Source organism: Nocardia tengchongensis, from assembly GCF_054781395.1.
The window spans coordinates 324,165-341,315 of the sequence record NZ_BAAGUM010000006.1 but is presented as its reverse complement, the minus strand read 5'-3'; the positions used below and the strand labels follow the sequence as shown (position 1 = coordinate 341,315).

The following is a 17,151-nucleotide window of genomic DNA, read 5'->3' as shown; positions in this document are numbered from 1 at the left end:
GGGACGAGGACACCAACCATGACTACAGCGCTCGAGAAAGAGGTCACAGCCCCGGCTGCGACCGAGGACAAGGCAGGGCGGCGCGGCTCGCACGCCCTGCGCTGGTGGGTGCTCGCCGTACTCGGCGTCGCCCAGCTGATGGTCGTGCTCGACGCGACCGTCGTGAACATCGCGCTCCCGCACGCGCAGGCCGATCTCGGCTTCTCCAACGGCGACCGCCAGTGGGTCATCACCGGCTACGCGCTGGCCTTCGGCTCGCTGCTGCTGCTCGGCGGACGGCTCTCCGATCTGTTCGGCCGCCGCACCACCTTCATCACCGGCCTGATCGGCTTCGCGGTCGCCTCCGCGGTCGGCGGCGCCGCCGGCAACTTCGAGGTGCTGGTCGGCTCCCGCGTCGCGCAGGGCGTGTTCGCCGCGCTGCTCGCGCCCGCCGCGCTGTCGCTGCTGACCGTCACCTTCACCGAACCCGCCGAGCGCGCAAAGGCTTTCGGCATCTTCGGCGCCATCGCCGGCGCGGGCGGCGCGCTCGGCCTGCTGCTGGGCGGCGCGCTCACCGAATGGGCCTCGTGGCGCTGGGTGATGTACGTGAACCTGGTCTTCGCGGCCATCGCGCTGGTCGGCGCGATCCTGCTGCTGGCCAAGCACACCGCCACCACCCGCCCCAAGCTGGACCTGCCCGGCACCCTGACCGTCACGGCCGCGCTGTTCGGCATCGTCTACGGCTTCTCGCACGCCGAATCCGACGGCTGGACCAACGGCGTGACCCTGGCCTTCCTGCTCGGCGGCGCGGCCCTGCTGGGTGTGTTCGTGTGGCTGGAACAGCGGGTCGCGCACCCGCTGCTGCCGCTGCGCGTGGTGCTCGACCGCACCCGCGGCGCGTCCTACGTCGCCGTGTTCACCATCGGCATCGGCATGTTCGCCATGTTCCTGTTCCTCACCTACTACATGCAGCAGCAGCTGGGGTACTCGCCGATCCGCACCGGCGTGGCCTTCCTGCCGATGGTCGCCGGCATGGTCGCCGCCTCGACCACCGTGCCCGCGCTGCTCATCCCCCGGGTGGGCCCGAAGGTGACCGTGGTGACCGGATTCCTGCTCGCCACACTGGGAATGGCGCTGCTGACCCGCATCGGCGTGGACACCGCCTACGCCAGCCACATCCTGCCCAGCCTGCTGCTGATGGGCCTGGGTCTGGGTATGGCGATGTCGACCGCGTTCAGCGGCGCGACCGCGGGCGTCGAGCACGCCGACGCCGGTGTCGCCTCGGCCATGGTGAACACCAGCCAGCAGGTGGGCGGCTCGATCGGCACCGCGCTGCTGAGCACGCTGGCCGCGACCTCGTTCAACGACTATGTGTCCGGCCACGTCCCGCCCTCGCCGCGGGTGCTGGCCGAGGCGGCGGTGCAGAGCTACACCACCACCTTCTGGTGGGCCGCCGCGATCTTCGTGGTCGGCGCGGTGGTCACCGGTCTGATCATGCCGAACAAGGTACCGGTCCCCGCCGAGGGCGAACCCGTTCTCGCGCACTGAGATTCGAGCCCCCTGGACAACGCGCTCCGCAGCGAAGCGGCCCCGCTCACCGAGGTGAGCGGGGCCGCTTCGTTTTCCTTCCGACGGCGATCAGCGGCAGTTGGAGGGCGGGGCCAGGCCCGCGAACCGGTCGGAGAGATAGTTCACGGCGTTGACCGTGCCGGGGAACGCGGCGGTGCCGTGGTCCGCGCCCGGGATGACGTCGAACTGGACCGGCGTCCCGGCGGCGCAGTAGCGGCCCGCGGTGTACTGGGCCAGATCCAGCGGCACCTGGTCGTTGCCGCCGTGCCATTGGTAGAGCGGCTGGCGGATCAGCTCGGGCACGGTCTCGAGCGCGTTCTCCTGCAGGGCGCGGATCAGCGCCGGATCGTTCTCCCTACCCGGGGTGAAGACCTCGCCGATGCTGTGGTTGGCGCCGACCACAATGATGTCTTCCACGCAGGAATTGGCGATCCGGTCGCGCATCCAGAAGCCGTAGGGTGTGAGTGAGCTGTCGAGCTGCATCTCGCGGGGGTACTCGCGTTCCATGCCCGCGGCGACCGCGAAGCCGAGTCCGAACAGCGGCTGCGGCGTGTTCCCGGCCTGGATGGCAATTTTGCCCGGATTGACTGGTACGCCGCCCATGGCGACGCCGACGATCGGCAGCTCCGGCGCGTAATCGGGGGCGATGGCGGCCGCGAATCCGGTGGACATCGAGCCGCCGGAGTATCCGGCCAGGCCGACCGGTCCGACGCCCAGTCCGGCGGGGGTGAACCGCTGGACCGCGCGAATCCCGTCCAGGGTGATCTGGCCGCCCATGCGGGCCGCGCCGTAGGCGCTGTCGGGCCCGAGATGATCGGGCACCGCGATCGCCCAGCCCCTGGCCACCAGCAACGGGATCGCCGGCGCCTCCTTCATGCCCCCGTCGAACAGGCTGTGCGACGGCGCGCATTGCAGGCCCAGGGAATTCACGAACGGCTGATAGGACACCAGCGGCCGCGGCCCGGGTCCGGGGGAGATCAGGGTGGTCACGGCCGCGATGGGCGCGCCGGTGGAGTTTGTGGAGCGGAACAGGATCTGCCACACCGTCGCCCCGGGGAAGGGGTGGATGGGCACCAGGCGGGAGTTCAGCACGTCGCCGTTCTGGGCGGCGTCGAGATTCCCTGCGGCGTAGTAGAACCCGTCCGGGTCCGGGATGGGGAAGATCGCCCCGGCATGGGCCGCGGGCGCGGCGGCCATGACGGCCACCAGGGCCGTGGCGATTCCGAAGCTTTGAACCAGCATCTTTCTGATCGACTGGCGCACCGCCAACTTGGCTCTCCTCGAGGCCGATGGGACAACACCGGGCAAGCAGCACTATCCTCGCAGTTCCGGGCTGCTGTTCGGGCTCAGCAACACGCCAGACAGCAATGATTCGGCACATTGGACGGGAGGGTGATGGCGGCGAACACCGCGGGCGTCGACGTCGCCCTGCTCGGCACCATCGCCCTGGGCGGGGCGATCGGGGCGCTGACGCGCTACGGGGTGAGCCTGTGGGTGCCGCACCGCGGGGACATCCCGTGGCACACCTTGGCGGTCAACGTGATCGGCTGCTTCCTGATCGGGGTGCTCATGGTCTGCATCACCGAGATCTGGGCCGCGCACCGGCTGCTGCGGCCGTTTCTGGGGGTCGGCGTCCTCGGCGGATTCACCACCATGTCCACCTACGCCGTGGAAGTTCGTACACTGCTCGAATCGGGCCGAATCGGCTCCGGTCTCGGCTACCTCGGGGGGACGGTGGTGACCGGGCTGATTGCGGTCGTGCTGGGCGTGGGTACGACACGATGGGTATCGGGAACGGCGCGACGATTGGGGGCTGGCGATGACGACAGGATCCGGTGACGCGGTCCGGCGGTGGGTGCCGGCGTCGCGGCTGACGGTGCTGCTCGGTGAGGACGACACATATCGGCATCGCCCCCGCTATCACGAGATCGTGCGGCGTGCCCGGGATGCCGGATTGGCCGGGGCGAGTGTGTGGCGTGGCGTCGAGGGTTACGGGGTGTCGTCGCAGATTCACACCACGCGGCTGCTCGATCTGGCCGAGCGGCTGCCGGTGATGGTGATGATCATCGATGACACCCACCGGTTGCGTTCATTTGTGGAAAGCAATGCGGACCTGCTGGATTCGTTGACCGTGGCGCTCTCGCCCGTCGAGGTCTTCGACAGGCCACGGCCGTGACGCCGCTGCTGGTGATCCTGGGCGCGCTCGTCGGGGCGCCCGCCCGATATCTGGTGGATCGCGCGTTGGCCCATCGATTCGATAGTGTTCTCCCACTGGGCACACTGGCGGTGAACATGGGCGGTTCGGCCCTGCTGGGCGCGTTGATCGGTGCGGGAGCAAACCATTGGCTCTTCGCGGCCGTGGGAACGGGCTTCTGCGGGGCGCTGACCACGTTCAGTACGTTCGGATACGAGACTGTTCGATTGGCCGAGGAGGGCGCTTACAGCTATGCGGTGGCGAACGTCGTGATCGGCGTCGGCGCGAGCCTGGCGGCGGCCTACCTCGGTGTCCAGCTCGGACAGTGGGTGCGGTCGTGATCCTGATGACCAGCCGGGCGCAGGCGATACGGAAGGGAGGTGCGAGCATGGCCCACGATCGAGCCGGACGACCGGCGCGGGCCACGGACCTCGAGGACATCGCGCACCTGGTGACCGCCTACTACAGCCGGATACCCGACCCCGCCGACCCCGCGCAGCTGGTCTCCTTCGGCACCTCCGGGCATCGCGGATCCAGTCTGGACAACGCGTTCAACGAGGCGCACATCCTGGCCATCACCCAGGCGATCGTCGAATACCGGGCCTCGCGCGGCATCACCGGGCCCGTCTACCTGGCCCGCGACACCCACGCCCTGTCCGAACCGGCCTGGACCACCGCACTGGAAGTGCTGGCCGCCAACGACGTCACCGCCATCATCGACGCCCGCGACAGGTACACGCCCACACCGGCTTTGAGCCACGCCGTGCTGCGGCACAACCGCGGCGGCACCCGGCACCAGGCCGACGGCATCGTGGTGACGCCCTCGCACAATCCGCCGCGCGACGGCGGCTTCAAATACAACCCGCCGCACGGCGGACCGGCCGACACCATCGCCACCGACGCCATCGCCGCCCGCGCCAACGAACTGCTGCGCACCGGGCTCGCCGATGTCCGGCGCACCTCGCTCGCGCACGCGCTGGCCACCAATGTCGAGCGCTACGACTACCTGGACCGCTACATCTCGGACCTACCCAACGTGCTGAATCTGGATGCCATTCGCGGCGCCGGGATTCGGCTGGGCGCGGACCCCATGGGCGGGGCCTCGGTGGACTACTGGGAGGAGATCGGGCAGCGCTACGACCTCGAACTCGAGGTCGTGAACCCGTTCGTCGACCCGACCTGGCGCTTCATGACGCTGGACGCCGACGGGCGGATCCGGATGGATCCGTCCTCGCGCTACGCCATGGCCTCGCTGGTCGCCATCCGCGACGACTACGACGTCGCCACGGCCAACGACGCCGACGCCGACCGGCACGGGATCGTGACCCCCGATGCGGGACTGATGAATCCGAACCACTACCTGGCGGTCGCGATCGAATACATGATCGCCAACCGGATGGGATGGGACGCGCTCACCAAGATCGGCAAGACGGTGGTGACGTCCTCCATGATCGACCGCGTGGTCGGGGTGCTGGGCCGCGACGTGTACGAGGTGCCGGTCGGCTTCAAATGGTTCGTGCCCGGATTGTTCAGCGGCAGCCTCGCTTTCGGCGGCGAGGAATCCGCGGGCGCCTCGTTCCTGCGCATGGACGGCACCGTGTGGACCACCGACAAGGACGGCATCCTGTGCGCCCTGCTGGCCGCGGAGATCACCGCCGTCACCGGGCAGAGCCCGTCCACCCGCTACGCCGAACTCGAAAAACGCTACGGCTCACCCGCCTACGCCCGCGTCGACGCCACCGCCACCCTGGAACAGAAGACCCGTCTCGCGGCGTTGACGCCGGACATGATCACCGCGACCGAAATCGCCGGCGAACCCATCACCGGCATCCAGACCCGCGCCCGCGGCAACGGGGCCGCGCTCGGCGGCGTCAAGATCACCACCGAGAACGCGTGGTTCGCCGCCCGGCCGTCGGGAACCGAGGACAAGTACAAGATCTACGCCGAATCGTTCGAAGGGCCCGAGCATCTCGCACAGGTGCAGGCCGCGGCCGAGGAAATCGTCGGACACGCGCTTTCCGGTGAGTGACGGCCGTATTCGGATGGGCCAGACGAGTGGATCGGTGTGGGCCGGGCGTATCGGAGTCGTGGGCCCCACTATGCGTTCGGACAATCCGAGCGGCCGCCGGGCATAGAGGAGCGTGGGCCGGTGAGTAGTGCGGAGTTCGATCGGATGAGTGGATCGGTGTTTGCGGTGGAGTTATCGGTGCTCAGGGCTCCGTGGTGTAGTGCGGCGATCGCGCGACTATCGGTGCGGGGCGTGTTGCGGTGAGTGAGTCCGTGGAGGTCGGGGATACGCGGCATCGGCTGCCCGTGGAGATCTGGGTGCTGGTGGGGTCGGCGTTCACGATCGCCATCGGATTCGGCTTGGTGGCACCGGCTTTGCCGCAGTTCGCGCGGAGTTTCGACGTGGGGGTGGCGGCGGCCTCGTTCATCGTGAGCGCGTTCGCGCTGATGCGGTTGATCTTCGCGCCGATGGCGGGGCGGCTGCTGCAGAAGCTGGGGGAGCGGCCGGTCTATCTGACCGGGCTGCTGATCGTGGCGGTGTCCACCGGCGCGTGTGCGCTGGCGCAAAGCTATTGGCAGCTGCTGGTATTGCGGTCGCTCGGCGGCATCGGGTCGACCATGTTCACGGTGTCCTCGCTGGGACTGGTCATCCGCATGTCACCGCCCGCCGAACGCGGCCGGGTGTCGGGCGTGTACTCGACCAGCTTCCTGATCGGCTCCATCACCGGTCCGCTGGTCGGTGGCGCCTTGTCGTTCCTGGGCCTGCGCGCACCGTTCATCATCTACTGCGTGGCCCTGCTGATCGCCACCCTGATCGTCTATGTGGCGCTGCGTGATTCCCCGCTGGCCCTGCCCGAGAAATCCAACGGCGCGCCCACGATGTCGTTCCGCGAAGCCGTGGCCCGCCCCGCCTACCGCGCGGCCCTGTGGGCCAATTTCGGCAACGGCGCAGCCGTTTTCGGTGTCCGTATGGCGCTGGTGCCGCTGATCGTCGTCGAGGTCCTGAAGCAGGACGCCGCCCTCGCGGGCGTCGCTCTCACCGCCTTCGCCCTCGGCAACGCCTCGGTCCTGTTCCTCTCCGGCCGCTGGTCGGACACCCTGGGCCGCAGGCCCTTCCTGATCGCGGGGACACTGGTGTGTGCCGTCGGGACGGCGGGGATCGGCCTCTCGCCGACCCTGCCCTGGCTACTCGTCGCCTCCTGCGTAGCCGGCATCGGGTCCGGCATGTTCGCGCCCGCCCTGCAGGCCGCCGTCGCCGACATCATCGGCCCGGGCACCCGCGGCGGCCCGGTCCTGGCGGGCTACCAGATGTCCGCCGACCTCGGCACCTTCCTCGGCCCGTACGCCATCGGCATGCTCGCCGACCGAGTCTCCTACGGCGTCGCCCTGGGAGCCACCGCAGTCCTCCTGGCCTCGGCTTCCGCGGTCTGGCTGGTCGCCCCGGAAACCCTGCGTCGCAAGGAACCCGCTCTCGCCGCCGACCGCTAGTTCACCAGTCGTCACTCGGGTCGTAGCCACCCACCGCGGATCGACTTCATTTCGGCGGGCGGGGTGGGTGTCGCCCGGGTGGGGGCGTCGGGCAGAGTGGTGCGGGTGAGCAAACCGACGTCGAAGCACACTCCGCAGCCGGTCTCCAGTAAGACCACCTATGCGCTGGCCGGTTTGGCCGTGGTGGTGGTCGCGGTCATCGTGGCCGCGGTCGTTCTCTGGAATCGCGGGGGCGGGGACGAGGTGCGCAACGACGGGTACGGCCCGCCGCACGATCCGGCGGTGACGGTGGCGCTCGACTCGGACGGCGCGATCGTGCTCGGAAAGCCGGGAGTCTCGAAAACGATTGACCTGTTCGAGGATCCGCTGTGCCCGGCCTGCGGCCAGCTGGAGACCATCTACGGCCAGGAGATCGCCCAGGCGGTGGACACCGGCAAGATCGCGGTCCGATACCGCCTGGTGAACTTCCTCGACTCGCGCTCGGGCAGCAAGGACTACTCGACCCGCGCCATCGCCGCCAACGAGTGCGTCGCCCAGGGCGGTGACGGCCCCGTCTACGGCAAGTTCCACTCCATGCTGTTCACCACGAAGCAGCCCTCCGAGGGCGGCTCCGACCACAGCAACGACGAACTCGCCGCCATCGCCAAGGAAGCGGGCGCCGGCGACGACGTCGCCAAGTGCATCACCCACCGCGACCGTGCCGACACCGCCCGCGCCCACGCCGAAGCGTCCATGAAGGCGCTCAACGAGGCCCTCAACAACCGTGCCGCCACCCCCTCGGTCTTCATCGACGGCAAGAAGGTCGACGTCAACAACAAGAACTGGGTCCAGGACGCCGCGAAATAGGCTGCGGAACAGCTCGGTTCACACGTCGAGTACGGGCCGGCGCAGGCGACTCGTGTAGTCGGCTGCCCGGCCCAAAGCGTCGTCTGCGGCGTTCAGTTCTATGAGGGCTTCGTCGAAAACCTCTGCGGCGCCGGCGATGCAGTACACCGGGGTGGTGAGGGCGCCGGTGCCCGGGGTGTCGAGCAGTAGGCCGGAGCTGGGGAGGGAGCGGTAGGCGGCGGTCAGGTCGGCTAGGTCGGTGCGAAGGGCTTGGAGTCTGTCCCGCAACAACTTTCGGCGTTGTTCCAGTAGTAGCGGATCGCGGGTGTCGGCGGTGTGGCCGGGTTCGTGGTCGCTCATGGGAACAGAATGGCGTGACTCGCGCGCCTGTGCACGACGGTGGGGGATTGGGTGGGGTGCGGCCCATCAGGGAACGGAGAATTGAGCCGCACCCCGGGGAAGGGGCCGGGCTGGGTGCCCGGCTCCGTTGTTCGGGGAGACCTCGCGGGTCAGTGGGGTACAGCTGGGGTGGGGGTTTCGGGGATGTCGTTGTCGGCGGTCGCGCGCGACAACTGCGGGTGGATCAGGACGTGGGTTTCCAAGGGGTACGCCAGGTCGGCTGTGAAATGGCTTCCGGGCGGGGATGATTCGGTGGGGATGGCGCGGAGGCGGGGCGGCCGGACGGGGGCGTCTATGTCGGTGTGGGGGAACAGGTAACGGGCTCCCTCACGGACGGTTTCGTGGGTTTCGCCGCTGGGGTCGATCCAGCGCATGCGGTCGGTGTCGGCGAGGTAGACACGCCACGGGTGTTTTCCCTTGTCCGCCAGTGACTTCAGACGATTGTGGTGAGTACACAGGACCGCCCGGTATGCGGAGTTCGGTTGTGGTGCCGGGAGGTTGGGGAGCGGGCCGAACTGGATCAGCGAGGTTTCCGCGGCGGGCATGGTGCAGCCGGGGAAGCGGCAGAATCCGTCGACGGCGCGCACCTCGCGGGCCGGGGCGTTCGAGAACGGCCGCACCCCTGCGATTTTGGCGCGTTTGCGGTGCGGCTTCGTTGCCGGGTCGGAGTCGGCGGCCACGGCCGATCGATCCGGTGTGGACGCGGGTGCGCTGGGCTGATTCGGCAATGCTGCGGGCGCAGTGGGCTGATCCGGGGTGGACTCTGCGACAGTGGTGAATCGATCCGGTGCGGTCGCGGGTGCCACGGGCGGATTCGGCATAGCCGCGGGTTCGTGGGGTTGCTCAGGAGCCGCGCCATCGGTGGTGAGGCGCCCGCGATCCACTCGCGGTGTCGTGGACGAATCGTCGAGGGCCTGCCGGTGGTGGGCGGCCGCTCGTTCCCAGGGCGCTTCCGCGGCGATGCGGGTCCGGCGGGTTCGGCGTGGGCGTGGACCGTCACCCTCGCCACCCTTGGCGCTCTCATCGGTGCCGCTCCGCTCGCGGCCGGCGTTGGCTGTCCGGGTATTCGCGGACGGTGTGGGCAGGTCCGCGGTACCCGTGATGGCCGGGCCCGGGCCGCTGCCGTCGCGGGAGTGTTCGGTGTCGTCGGGGAAGTACTCGGGGATGACCTGGAAGCGGGCGTGTTCGGCGAGGGAGCGGGCGAGGTTCGCGTCGATGGGGCCGTAGCCGGCGAGGAAGGCCGGATCGTCGCGCAGGCCGAGGAGGGTTTCCGCGGCGACGCCGACCTGGATGAGGGGTCGTCGCGTCGTGGTGGGCGCGTCCGCCTTGGGGCAGTCGAGGTTTTTGCCGCAGTCGCAGTGCAGCCGGCCGGAGCCGTCGGCCAGGGCGATGAGGGCGTCGGCCCGGCGCTGCGCCATGGTGCGCGGGTCCTGGTCGCAGACCTGGAGGCTCATTTCCCGCAGCCGCATGGCGAGAGCTTGTGCCCCGGCGGCCGGGAGCAGTCCTTCGAAGACGGCCATCCCGTCCTGCACGGCGCGGATCCGGACGTCGCGATCCTGTTCCCGGTTTTCGCGTCGCCGGGTTTCGCCTTTCGGGTCGAGGCGGATCACCCACCGCTGCGCGGTCTGCCGTAATCGCGCCGGGTCGGACCGGAGCGCCGCGTCGATCAGCTTGGGCTCCAGCACTTCTCGGACTTCCCGCGACAGCCCCCGCAGGCAATCCGTGATCACCTGCACCCGAGACAGGTCGATCCGCCCCGCCGCGAACGCCAGCTTGGTCTGCGGTAGCGAATCCAACGCCAGCCCGATATCGATCAGCGCCGCGGCCACCCCCTCCGACACCTGCACGGCCACCGCGATCTCCGCGGCCGCGAACTCCCCGGCCCGCACCCCGCCGACCCCCGGTTCGGCATTGACCGCCCGATGCCGCCGATACATCTCGCGCACCGCGGTGACCTCCGCCGCCTGCGCGAACGCCGCCGCCCCGTGTGCCCGCCGCAGCGCGTCGACCAGCTCGTCCTCGCCCATCGCCTCCACCTCTCGGCTATCGAACATGCGTTCGAGACTACCTCCGAAAGATCGCCACCGCCAGCTCCTGTCCAGGCGATTTGGTTTGTCCACCCCCGGTCGTGTAACTTCGTTCAAGCAAGCAGGGCAACGCCCGGCTGGCACAAAAGTGAACACGGGGCTATGGCGCAGCTGGTAGCGCACCACACTGGCAGTGTGGGGGTCAGGGGTTCGAGTCCCCTTAGCTCCACAGAACAAGAGAGCCGCAGGTCATTGACCTGCGGCTCTTTGTCTTTCCGGAAATGCGCGAACCCGAGAGGTGCCCTACGCGGTACCCTACGTTCATGAAGGCCAAAACGAGCGTGTACCTGGATCCCGAGCAGGCTGCCCGTCTCAAGGAGGCTGCCGAGGCGGCGGGGCGATCGGAAGCTGATTTGATCCGCGAGGGGATCGACCTGGTGCTGTTGCGGTCGCACAGGGTCCGCCGCACCCGTCCGTGGCCGTCGTTCGATTCCGGCGATCCTGGGTTCGCCGCCAACAGTGAGGACTTGCTCGACGAGGCATACGGCGAGTGAGCTTCTTCATTGCCGATACCTCGGCCATCATCGCCGCGTACGACCGCGCCGCGGAACTGCACGAGCAGGCCCGTGAATTCCTCGCCACCTCCGTCGCGGTTGTCTCGCCACTCGTACTGGACGAGGTTGATCATCTGCTCGTCGCACGATTTGGAAAAGACCGTCGCACAGCCGATCTCGTCCTCGACGACCTGCTCACCTCGGCTGAGGAGGGTGCGGTGCTGGTGCCACCTGTGGACCGTGATGACCTCCGGGTCGCTCAGAAGATCATCGAGCAGTATCGCGGCCTGCGGCTCGACCTGGCCGACGCGGTCACCGTCGTGCTCGCCGAGCGCTACCTCACCAACGACATACTCACGTTGGAAGAGAAGGACTTTCGCGCCGTGCGACCTCTGACTCCCGCTCATCCGGCGTTCCGGCTCTTGCTTCAGGGCGACTGAACCGCGGACAACCGCGGCCGGGCACCCGCCGCCCGGATCATGATGTTCGGCTCGTCGGCCAGCGCCCCGAGGTTCGTATGGTAGTCCGTCAGATCCGCCGAAAGTTGCTTTGCGCGAAGCGATCCCAACGGGGTCGATGCCGCAGGTCGTGCGGTATCGGCCCCGTTGTCGCCATCAGGGTTTCAGATGTGGTCGACCAGGCCTATGGCACCTTGGGAGACGGCGCAGTGCACGCAGCAGAAGAACCGGCCTTCCGACTCCACACCGTGGCCGATGATCTTGCAGTTGCAGTGCTCGCAGATGGGTGCCATCCGATGGATCGCACATTCGAAGCAGTCGAAGGTGTGCCGCACTCCCTGAGCTTCGACGACGATCGGCATAGCGTAATCATTACCGCAAACCTCGCATATGCTCATGGACCGCACGCTACGCCGGGGACTGGTCTGATGGCTGCAAATTCCCGCTTATATGCCCTTGACCAGCCGAGAAGCCCGGTCCTACTGCGCCACCGGAGCGGTCATCCCTGACCAGGCGGACCGGGTGTACTGAGCTAGGACGCCACCGCCTGCCGGACACCGCGGCCCCTACCGGCCTGATCCGGCGTCTGGCCCGTCGAACCGGCACCGCGCGGTTCGTATCCTGATCTGTCAGGTCCACTGAACAGGCAGGCCCGGCGAGACGCCGGCATACCGTTCTGTTTTCCGGAGTTCGCCGGCTGCCAATCGGCGCGGGAGTCAGATGCGCTGCGCCTCGAGTACCAGGATCGGTAGCAGCAGGGCGCCCTTCTCGTCCCGGGCAGGGTGGAAGTTGTTCTGGGCGAACAGGTTCGACTGTTGGTCGGTCGGCACCGTCGTCTCCAGGCGATCGGCTCGCAGGGTGGTGATCTCCCAGATCGGCGGAGCGAACAGGGTCCGTAACTCCGACTCGGGGATCGGATACGGGGCGTAGAGCTCGGTGTGTTCGGCAGGGGTGAAGCAGAATTGGATCAAGCGGCCGCCCGGCTCGAGCACCCGGGCCAGTGCGCTCGCGTGGGTTCGGCGTTGTGCCGGGTTCAGGCAGTGCAGCAGTGCGCTGCTCACGACGGTGTCGAAACGGTTGTCGTATCCGTCCAGGATCGCGGCGTCGGCGACCTCGAAGGTGACCGATACGCCGCGTCGCGCGGCGCGTTGGCGAGCCTGTTCGATCGCGGTGGGTGCGACATCGAGGCCGGTCACGCGGTAGCCGAGGCCGGCGAGATGGATGGCGGTGTCGCCGGGCCCGCAACCGATGTCGAGGACTTCGCCGCGGATGTGGCCGGCCGTCTCCAATGCCGTCAGTAGCGGTTGCGGCCTGCCGATATCCCATGGCGGTCGGTGGACGACGACGCCGGGGAAGAGCTCTTCGCCGCGGTACAACTGCTCGTAATCGACTGTCGTCGGGTCGATCCGCGGTGCTGCGTCGCTGTTGCTCATCTGATCGGTTCGCTTTCGGGAGTGGGGGTGTGGAACGTGCCCCGAGTTCGGTCGGGGGCGAGCAGATGCGTACGGAGAAACCGCAATTCGCTGTCGAGGGCCTGCTCGTGTGCGTCGAGGAACGGCGCGTAGTGTCCGCCCGTCACGTGGGCGACTTCCGCGTTCGGCGCTGATCGCGCCGCTTCGATCGCGATGTCGGCCGGAGCGGTCTGATCCTGGTCAGCTACGAGAACCAGTAAGGGGCTGGTGACTCGGGGCGCGTATCGGCCAGGTCGGTACAGGCCGATCCGGATCCCGCTGCGCGCGGCGATCAGTTGCTGCCATTGCGGATAGCTGTTGTCCGGGTTGAGTGCTCGGTTGCCGTCCCGGCTATCGGGCGTGGTGAGCATCGCGACGGTTCCGGGTTCGCCCGCCAGCGGTATCAGCAGCGGCGGGCGGCCGGCCAGGCCGCCGACGGCATCGAGGATGCCCGATCCCAGGACGCGCAGCATCGCGAGCGGTCGTTGATGGCGTCCGGCCCGAGCCGCGCCGCGGACGCCGTCGACCAGTGGGGTCTGTGCGATGGCCGCGCCGAGTCGCGGGTGCCGCGCCGCTACCCGGAGGACGTGTCCGCCGCTCAGGGAGAAGCCCCAGATCGCGATCCGGTCGGGTGACACCGCCGGCAGGGTCGATGCGTAGGCGATCGCGGCGTCGAAGTCCGTGAGTTGCTCACGCATCCGGATGATCTGGCGGGGCTGCCCGCCGCTTTCCCCGAGCCGTCGGAAGTCGAAGGCGAGCACGGTGAACCCGTCGTCGTGGAATCGGCGTGCGAACAGGTCGGTGCCCGGTTCCTTGGTGACCGCTCCGCCTGCCGCCATGACCACGCAGGCGCCATTGCTGCCGGGGTAGTGCCATGCGACGCACTCGATGTCGCCGCTGGTGAACCGCACCCGCACGCGTTCTGTCTTGCTCTGCACCGGAACCTCCCGTTTGTGATCTAATATGATTTACATACTATATTGAAACCATAGCTTATGGGTCACGTATTTTTCTGAGGGGGACCGGCACGGTCCCGATGGGAGAGCACCTCATGAACGCCGAAACCAACCGCCGCATGACCAATGCCTTCAACAAGATCATCGTCGGATTGCAAAGGGGCGGAATCGCTTTCGGTCCGATGCGTTTGCTCACGGTGCGGGGCCGGCGCAGCGGGCAGTTGCGGACCTTCCCGATCGCGGTGATCGCGCTCGACGGCGGGCAGTACATCTTCCAGGCTTTCCCGAAGGCCGCCTGGGTCGCGAACGCACGGGCCGCGGATACCGTCGAGCTGGCGCGGGGCCGGCGCTCCTCGACTGTCCGACTGGTCGAGGTCCCGGTGCACGAACGACCGCCGCTGCTGCGCCAATTGGTGACCACCAGTCCGGCCAGCGTCGGCAATCGTTTCGTGACCACGGGTCTGGCCGAGACGTCCACTCCGGATGGAGTGGCGGCGGCCGCACATCGGATCGCGGTGTTCCGCGTCCAGTCGATCTGATCGAATACGATACGGAATCCGTACAAACCGATCGGAGTAGCACGCATGAGTTCGACAGCGGATCAGGCGGGGGCTCGCCGCCGGCGGCAGCTCACGGTTGCCGTCAAGGATGCGCTGCGCGACTTGAACATCCAGCTGTCGCTGCTCAATCGCCGGTTCGGCGGCCGAATCGAGCTCCGGGATGTCGACTGGACCTGCCTCGATCTCATCAATCGACACGGCCCGTTGACCCCGACCGAATTGGCGCGCCGGGCCGGCCTGCACCCGGCGACGCTCACCGGGATTCTCGATCGGCTGCAGAAGGGCGGCTGGATCGTGCGTGAGCGCGATCCCGAATCGACGGACCGTCGCGCGGTCGCGCTGCGCGGCGTCCGCGAACGCAACGCCGAGCTGTTCCGGGTGTTCGCCGGAATGAACAGCCGGATGGACGAACTGTGCGACCACTATTCCGAGGCCGAACTCGAGGTGATCGCCGACTTCCTCCGCAGAACCGGCTCGGCCGGTCACGAATCAGCCGAGGAATTGGCCGACGGCTGAGAGGAATCGGATGCGCGCCCCGCGGCGTCGCATTCGAAAGGCCCGGTCCGATGGACCGGGCCTTTTCGTTTCACGCCGGGGTGGCGGGCCTGAGAGGCGCAGGGGTCAGAGGGTGCCGTTTTCGATGTCTCGCTTCAGGGCGGCCTGGTAGGCCTTGTGCGAGGAGATGCCGTTGTCGGCGGTGAAGCCGATGAGGACCGGGTTGGCGGTGAAGCTGATGTGCTCGTTCACCGTGGTGGTGCCGTTGCCGTTGTCGGTGAAGGTGATCTTCTGGTGGGTGATGATGCCGGGATCGTCGTAGCTGTCGGTGAGGTAGTAGCGGTCGGCGGGGTAGAGGCGTTGTTCGGCCTGGGTTTTCGCGGGGTAGTCGACCGAGCCCATGGGGACGTTCTCGAGGGCGGTGAAGTCGATGGTCTGGCTGACGCCGTCGGTGCAGGTGCGGTGGGTGATGATGTCTTTGAGGAACGGGTGGCGGCCGATGTCGTTGCGCAGGTTCGAGTACACCGTCCACACCTTGTCGATGGGGGCGTTGATGGTGATCGGCAGATCGGCGGTGCGGGTGGCGGCGCCGGAGGACGGGCTCTTCTGGGCGGCCTGGTAGGACGCCCAGCCGGTTTGCCAACCGGCGGTGTAGGAGTTCGGGGTGTCGGTGCACGTCGGTGCGGAATCCGCCTGCGCTGCCGGTGAACCCGTCGCCGCGAACGACAGGGCCATTGCGCATCCCACAAGATATTTCACGGCCGGACTGTAACGTGTTCTCGCGCGGATTGCTCGCGCCGTCGCCGATTTGATACCGACCGACCAGAACGTGCGGGTTGGCTACCGGTCGATGCGCCGCTGACCGTCGAGACGGGCCCGGTCGGCGGCGGCCCGCCCGGCCTCCCAGCCCTCGGCGCTGCGGATGGTGATGCCGCGATTGCGGGCGTGCGGGAACAGGGTGTCGAAGGCGGTGTCGACGGCGATCTGATGTGAGGCCAGCACCGGCAGCAACCGTTCCGGCTCAGCCGATTCCGCGATGGTGGCCGCGGTGGCCGCCGCGAGCCGCTCGCCGATGCGCGCGGCATAGGCGACCAGGAACGACTTCCGGAAGGTCCGGCTGCGCGCCTCATCGCCGCGGGCATCCCGGTCACCGCTGGCGATCATCGCCCGGGTGGCCTGCACCAGCAGCGATGTGGTCAGCACCTCGATCGCCTCGAGATCGGCCTCATCGCCGACGATTGTCACGAATCCCCAGGCGGAGGCGACGATCGCACGACTGCGATTGGCCCCGGCGACCACATTGACCAGCAGCGCCTTCGCGTCGACGTAGGGCGTCTCGAGCCAGATGCGCCGCGCCCCGGGCAGATCGGGGACGGAGGCGTCGGCGTCGACCAGCACGCGATCGAGCGCGTACTTGGTCATCAGCTCCTGCGCCTTGGCCGACAAGGTCTCGGCCTCCTCGGGGAAGGAGGTCGACTCGGCCTTGGCGAGCAGCCCCCGAACCCGTCCGAGCACTTTCTCGTCCACGTGATGGTGCACCGCGCCCTGCGGCCGCGCGGTCCCCGGCAGCGGCCGGATGAGCTCCAGCTCCGGCAGCAGGAGCAGCAGCGCCAGCGCTTCGACGACCGTCGTGATCGCCTCCGCCACGGTCAGCATGTGTTTGGCGGCCCACTGCCCGAAATGCGGTTCCGAGTCCGACCACCAGGTGTCCGCCTCGATCGCCCGGATCTGTTCGATCCAGGTCTCGTCCATGGTCGCGGGCGCGAACGGCCGCACGTAGTCGGCCATCACGTCGACCAGGAAGCTGACCGCGAAGTCGTCGACCCGCCTCCGCGCGGCCTGCTGCACGTCCCCGGGCAGCCACCCGTGCTGAAAGACTCGCTTGATGATGTGCCGCCCGGCGAGGTGCACCCCGTACCCCAGGTCGTGACCGGGCAGCTCGCGCGCCGCGACCTGCCCGGCGAACCGCGCCGCGACACCCGAATCGCCGCGCGGCGTCTTGCTTCCCGCGCCGATCCGAGCGGACGCCATGGCGGCTGCCAGCACCGCGTTGCCGATCTCCTCCGACGTCGGTGGCTCGCCGCCTTCCGTCGCCCAGAATTCGGACGCGCCTTGCTGCGCCCGCTGCTTGGCGGCCCGATGCTTGCGATTCGGCTTACCCACGTCCGGCAATGTACCGGTCACGCCCA

19 protein-coding genes and 1 tRNA gene are annotated in these 17,151 nt (G+C 68.3%); 12 read left to right on the top strand and 8 right to left on the bottom strand.

Going from position 1 to position 17,151, the window contains the following annotated elements; all coding sequences use genetic code 11:
• Positions 1-18: 18 nt before the first annotated feature.
• Positions 19-1,527, top strand: coding sequence for an MFS transporter (locus tag ACYVKL_RS12630; RefSeq protein WP_379162481.1), 1,509 nt, complete (start codon positions 19-21; stop codon positions 1,525-1,527).
• 90 nt (positions 1,528-1,617) lie between these two features.
• On the opposite strand, the gene ACYVKL_RS12625 is transcribed toward ACYVKL_RS12630, so the two are convergent.
• A complete protein-coding gene (locus tag ACYVKL_RS12625) occupies positions 1,618-2,811 on the bottom strand; it encodes a lipase family protein (protein WP_379165700.1) in 1,194 nt (397 codons plus the stop codon).
• Between the two features lie 132 nt (positions 2,812-2,943).
• Between ACYVKL_RS12625 and crcB (ACYVKL_RS12620) the strand changes: the two genes are divergently transcribed.
• From crcB (ACYVKL_RS12620) to ACYVKL_RS12595, 6 genes are all read left to right on the top strand, one after another.
• On the top strand, positions 2,944-3,387 hold the full coding sequence (gene crcB / locus ACYVKL_RS12620; RefSeq protein WP_379162478.1) for a fluoride efflux transporter CrcB: 444 nt from the start codon (positions 2,944-2,946) through the stop codon (positions 3,385-3,387).
• Positions 3,368-3,724 carry a DUF190 domain-containing protein gene (locus ACYVKL_RS12615; protein ID WP_379162475.1) on the top strand — a complete coding sequence of 119 codons (357 nt, stop codon included), beginning with the start codon at positions 3,368-3,370 and terminating at the stop codon, positions 3,722-3,724. The genes crcB (ACYVKL_RS12620) and ACYVKL_RS12615 overlap by 20 nt, the downstream gene beginning before the upstream one ends.
• Positions 3,721-4,083 (top strand): fluoride efflux transporter CrcB, encoded by a 363-nt coding sequence (crcB, locus tag ACYVKL_RS12610; RefSeq protein ID WP_379162472.1) that lies wholly within the window; start codon positions 3,721-3,723, stop codon positions 4,081-4,083. The genes ACYVKL_RS12615 and crcB (ACYVKL_RS12610) overlap by 4 nt, the downstream gene beginning before the upstream one ends.
• Before the next feature lie 47 nt (positions 4,084-4,130).
• Positions 4,131-5,771, top strand: coding sequence for a phosphoglucomutase (alpha-D-glucose-1,6-bisphosphate-dependent) (pgm, locus tag ACYVKL_RS12605; RefSeq protein ID WP_379162469.1), 1,641 nt, complete (start codon positions 4,131-4,133; stop codon positions 5,769-5,771).
• A gap of 239 nt (positions 5,772-6,010) precedes the next feature.
• Positions 6,011-7,237: an MFS transporter gene (locus ACYVKL_RS12600; protein ID WP_379162466.1), complete on the top strand. Its 1,227-nt coding sequence runs from the start codon at positions 6,011-6,013 to the stop codon at positions 7,235-7,237.
• 105 nt (positions 7,238-7,342) lie between these two features.
• On the top strand, positions 7,343-8,083 hold the full coding sequence (locus ACYVKL_RS12595; protein WP_213559962.1) for a DsbA family protein: 741 nt from the start codon (positions 7,343-7,345) through the stop codon (positions 8,081-8,083).
• An 18-nt stretch (positions 8,084-8,101) separates the two neighbouring features.
• Here the strand turns inward: ACYVKL_RS12595 and ACYVKL_RS12590 are convergent, their stop codons facing one another.
• Positions 8,102-8,422, bottom strand: coding sequence for a hypothetical protein (locus ACYVKL_RS12590; protein ID WP_379162462.1), 321 nt, complete (start codon positions 8,420-8,422; stop codon positions 8,102-8,104).
• Between the two features lie 149 nt (positions 8,423-8,571).
• Positions 8,572-10,515, bottom strand: coding sequence for a DUF222 domain-containing protein (locus tag ACYVKL_RS12585; protein ID WP_379162458.1), 1,944 nt, complete (start codon positions 10,513-10,515; stop codon positions 8,572-8,574).
• A 129-nt stretch (positions 10,516-10,644) separates the two neighbouring features.
• Here ACYVKL_RS12585 and ACYVKL_RS12580 point away from each other — a divergent pair.
• The 3 genes from ACYVKL_RS12580 to ACYVKL_RS12570 all read left to right on the top strand — a co-directional run bounded on the left by ACYVKL_RS12580 (position 10,645) and on the right by ACYVKL_RS12570 (position 11,482).
• Positions 10,645-10,717, top strand: a tRNA-Ala gene (locus ACYVKL_RS12580).
• 94 nt (positions 10,718-10,811) lie between these two features.
• Entirely contained in the window at positions 10,812-11,042 is a 231-nt protein-coding gene (locus tag ACYVKL_RS12575) for a ribbon-helix-helix domain-containing protein (RefSeq protein WP_379162455.1), read from the top strand.
• On the top strand, positions 11,039-11,482 hold the full coding sequence (locus ACYVKL_RS12570; RefSeq protein WP_379162452.1) for a PIN domain-containing protein: 444 nt from the start codon (positions 11,039-11,041) through the stop codon (positions 11,480-11,482). Before ACYVKL_RS12575 ends, ACYVKL_RS12570 begins: the two co-directional genes overlap by 4 nt.
• A gap of 182 nt (positions 11,483-11,664) precedes the next feature.
• Here ACYVKL_RS12570 and ACYVKL_RS12565 read toward each other — a convergent pair whose 3' ends face one another.
• From ACYVKL_RS12565 to ACYVKL_RS12555, 3 genes are all read right to left on the bottom strand, one after another.
• Positions 11,665-11,862, bottom strand: coding sequence for a hypothetical protein (locus ACYVKL_RS12565; protein WP_343223339.1), 198 nt, complete (start codon positions 11,860-11,862; stop codon positions 11,665-11,667).
• A gap of 354 nt (positions 11,863-12,216) precedes the next feature.
• Positions 12,217-12,933 (bottom strand): class I SAM-dependent methyltransferase, encoded by a 717-nt coding sequence (locus ACYVKL_RS12560; RefSeq protein WP_379162448.1) that lies wholly within the window; start codon positions 12,931-12,933, stop codon positions 12,217-12,219.
• On the bottom strand, positions 12,930-13,889 hold the full coding sequence (locus ACYVKL_RS12555; RefSeq protein WP_379162445.1) for an alpha/beta hydrolase: 960 nt from the start codon (positions 13,887-13,889) through the stop codon (positions 12,930-12,932). The genes ACYVKL_RS12560 and ACYVKL_RS12555 overlap by 4 nt, the downstream gene beginning before the upstream one ends.
• 113 nt (positions 13,890-14,002) lie before the next feature.
• Here ACYVKL_RS12555 and ACYVKL_RS12550 point away from each other — a divergent pair, with 113 nt between their 5' ends.
• Together ACYVKL_RS12550 and ACYVKL_RS12545 are read left to right on the top strand one after the other, a co-directional pair.
• Complete coding sequence (locus ACYVKL_RS12550; RefSeq protein WP_379162442.1) at positions 14,003-14,446, top strand: nitroreductase/quinone reductase family protein; 444 nt, start codon at positions 14,003-14,005, stop codon at positions 14,444-14,446.
• Positions 14,447-14,491: 45 nt separating this feature from the next.
• Positions 14,492-14,983, top strand: coding sequence for a MarR family transcriptional regulator (locus ACYVKL_RS12545; RefSeq protein WP_379162439.1), 492 nt, complete (start codon positions 14,492-14,494; stop codon positions 14,981-14,983).
• A gap of 105 nt (positions 14,984-15,088) precedes the next feature.
• Here ACYVKL_RS12545 and ACYVKL_RS12540 read toward each other — a convergent pair whose 3' ends face one another.
• Both ACYVKL_RS12540 and ACYVKL_RS12535 read right to left on the bottom strand, forming a co-directional pair.
• Entirely contained in the window at positions 15,089-15,721 is a 633-nt protein-coding gene (locus ACYVKL_RS12540) for an SRPBCC family protein (protein WP_379162436.1), read from the bottom strand.
• An 81-nt stretch (positions 15,722-15,802) separates the two neighbouring features.
• On the bottom strand, positions 15,803-17,125 hold the full coding sequence (locus ACYVKL_RS12535; protein WP_379162433.1) for a DUF2786 domain-containing protein: 1,323 nt from the start codon (positions 17,123-17,125) through the stop codon (positions 15,803-15,805).
• Between the last annotated feature and the right edge of the window lie 26 nt (positions 17,126-17,151).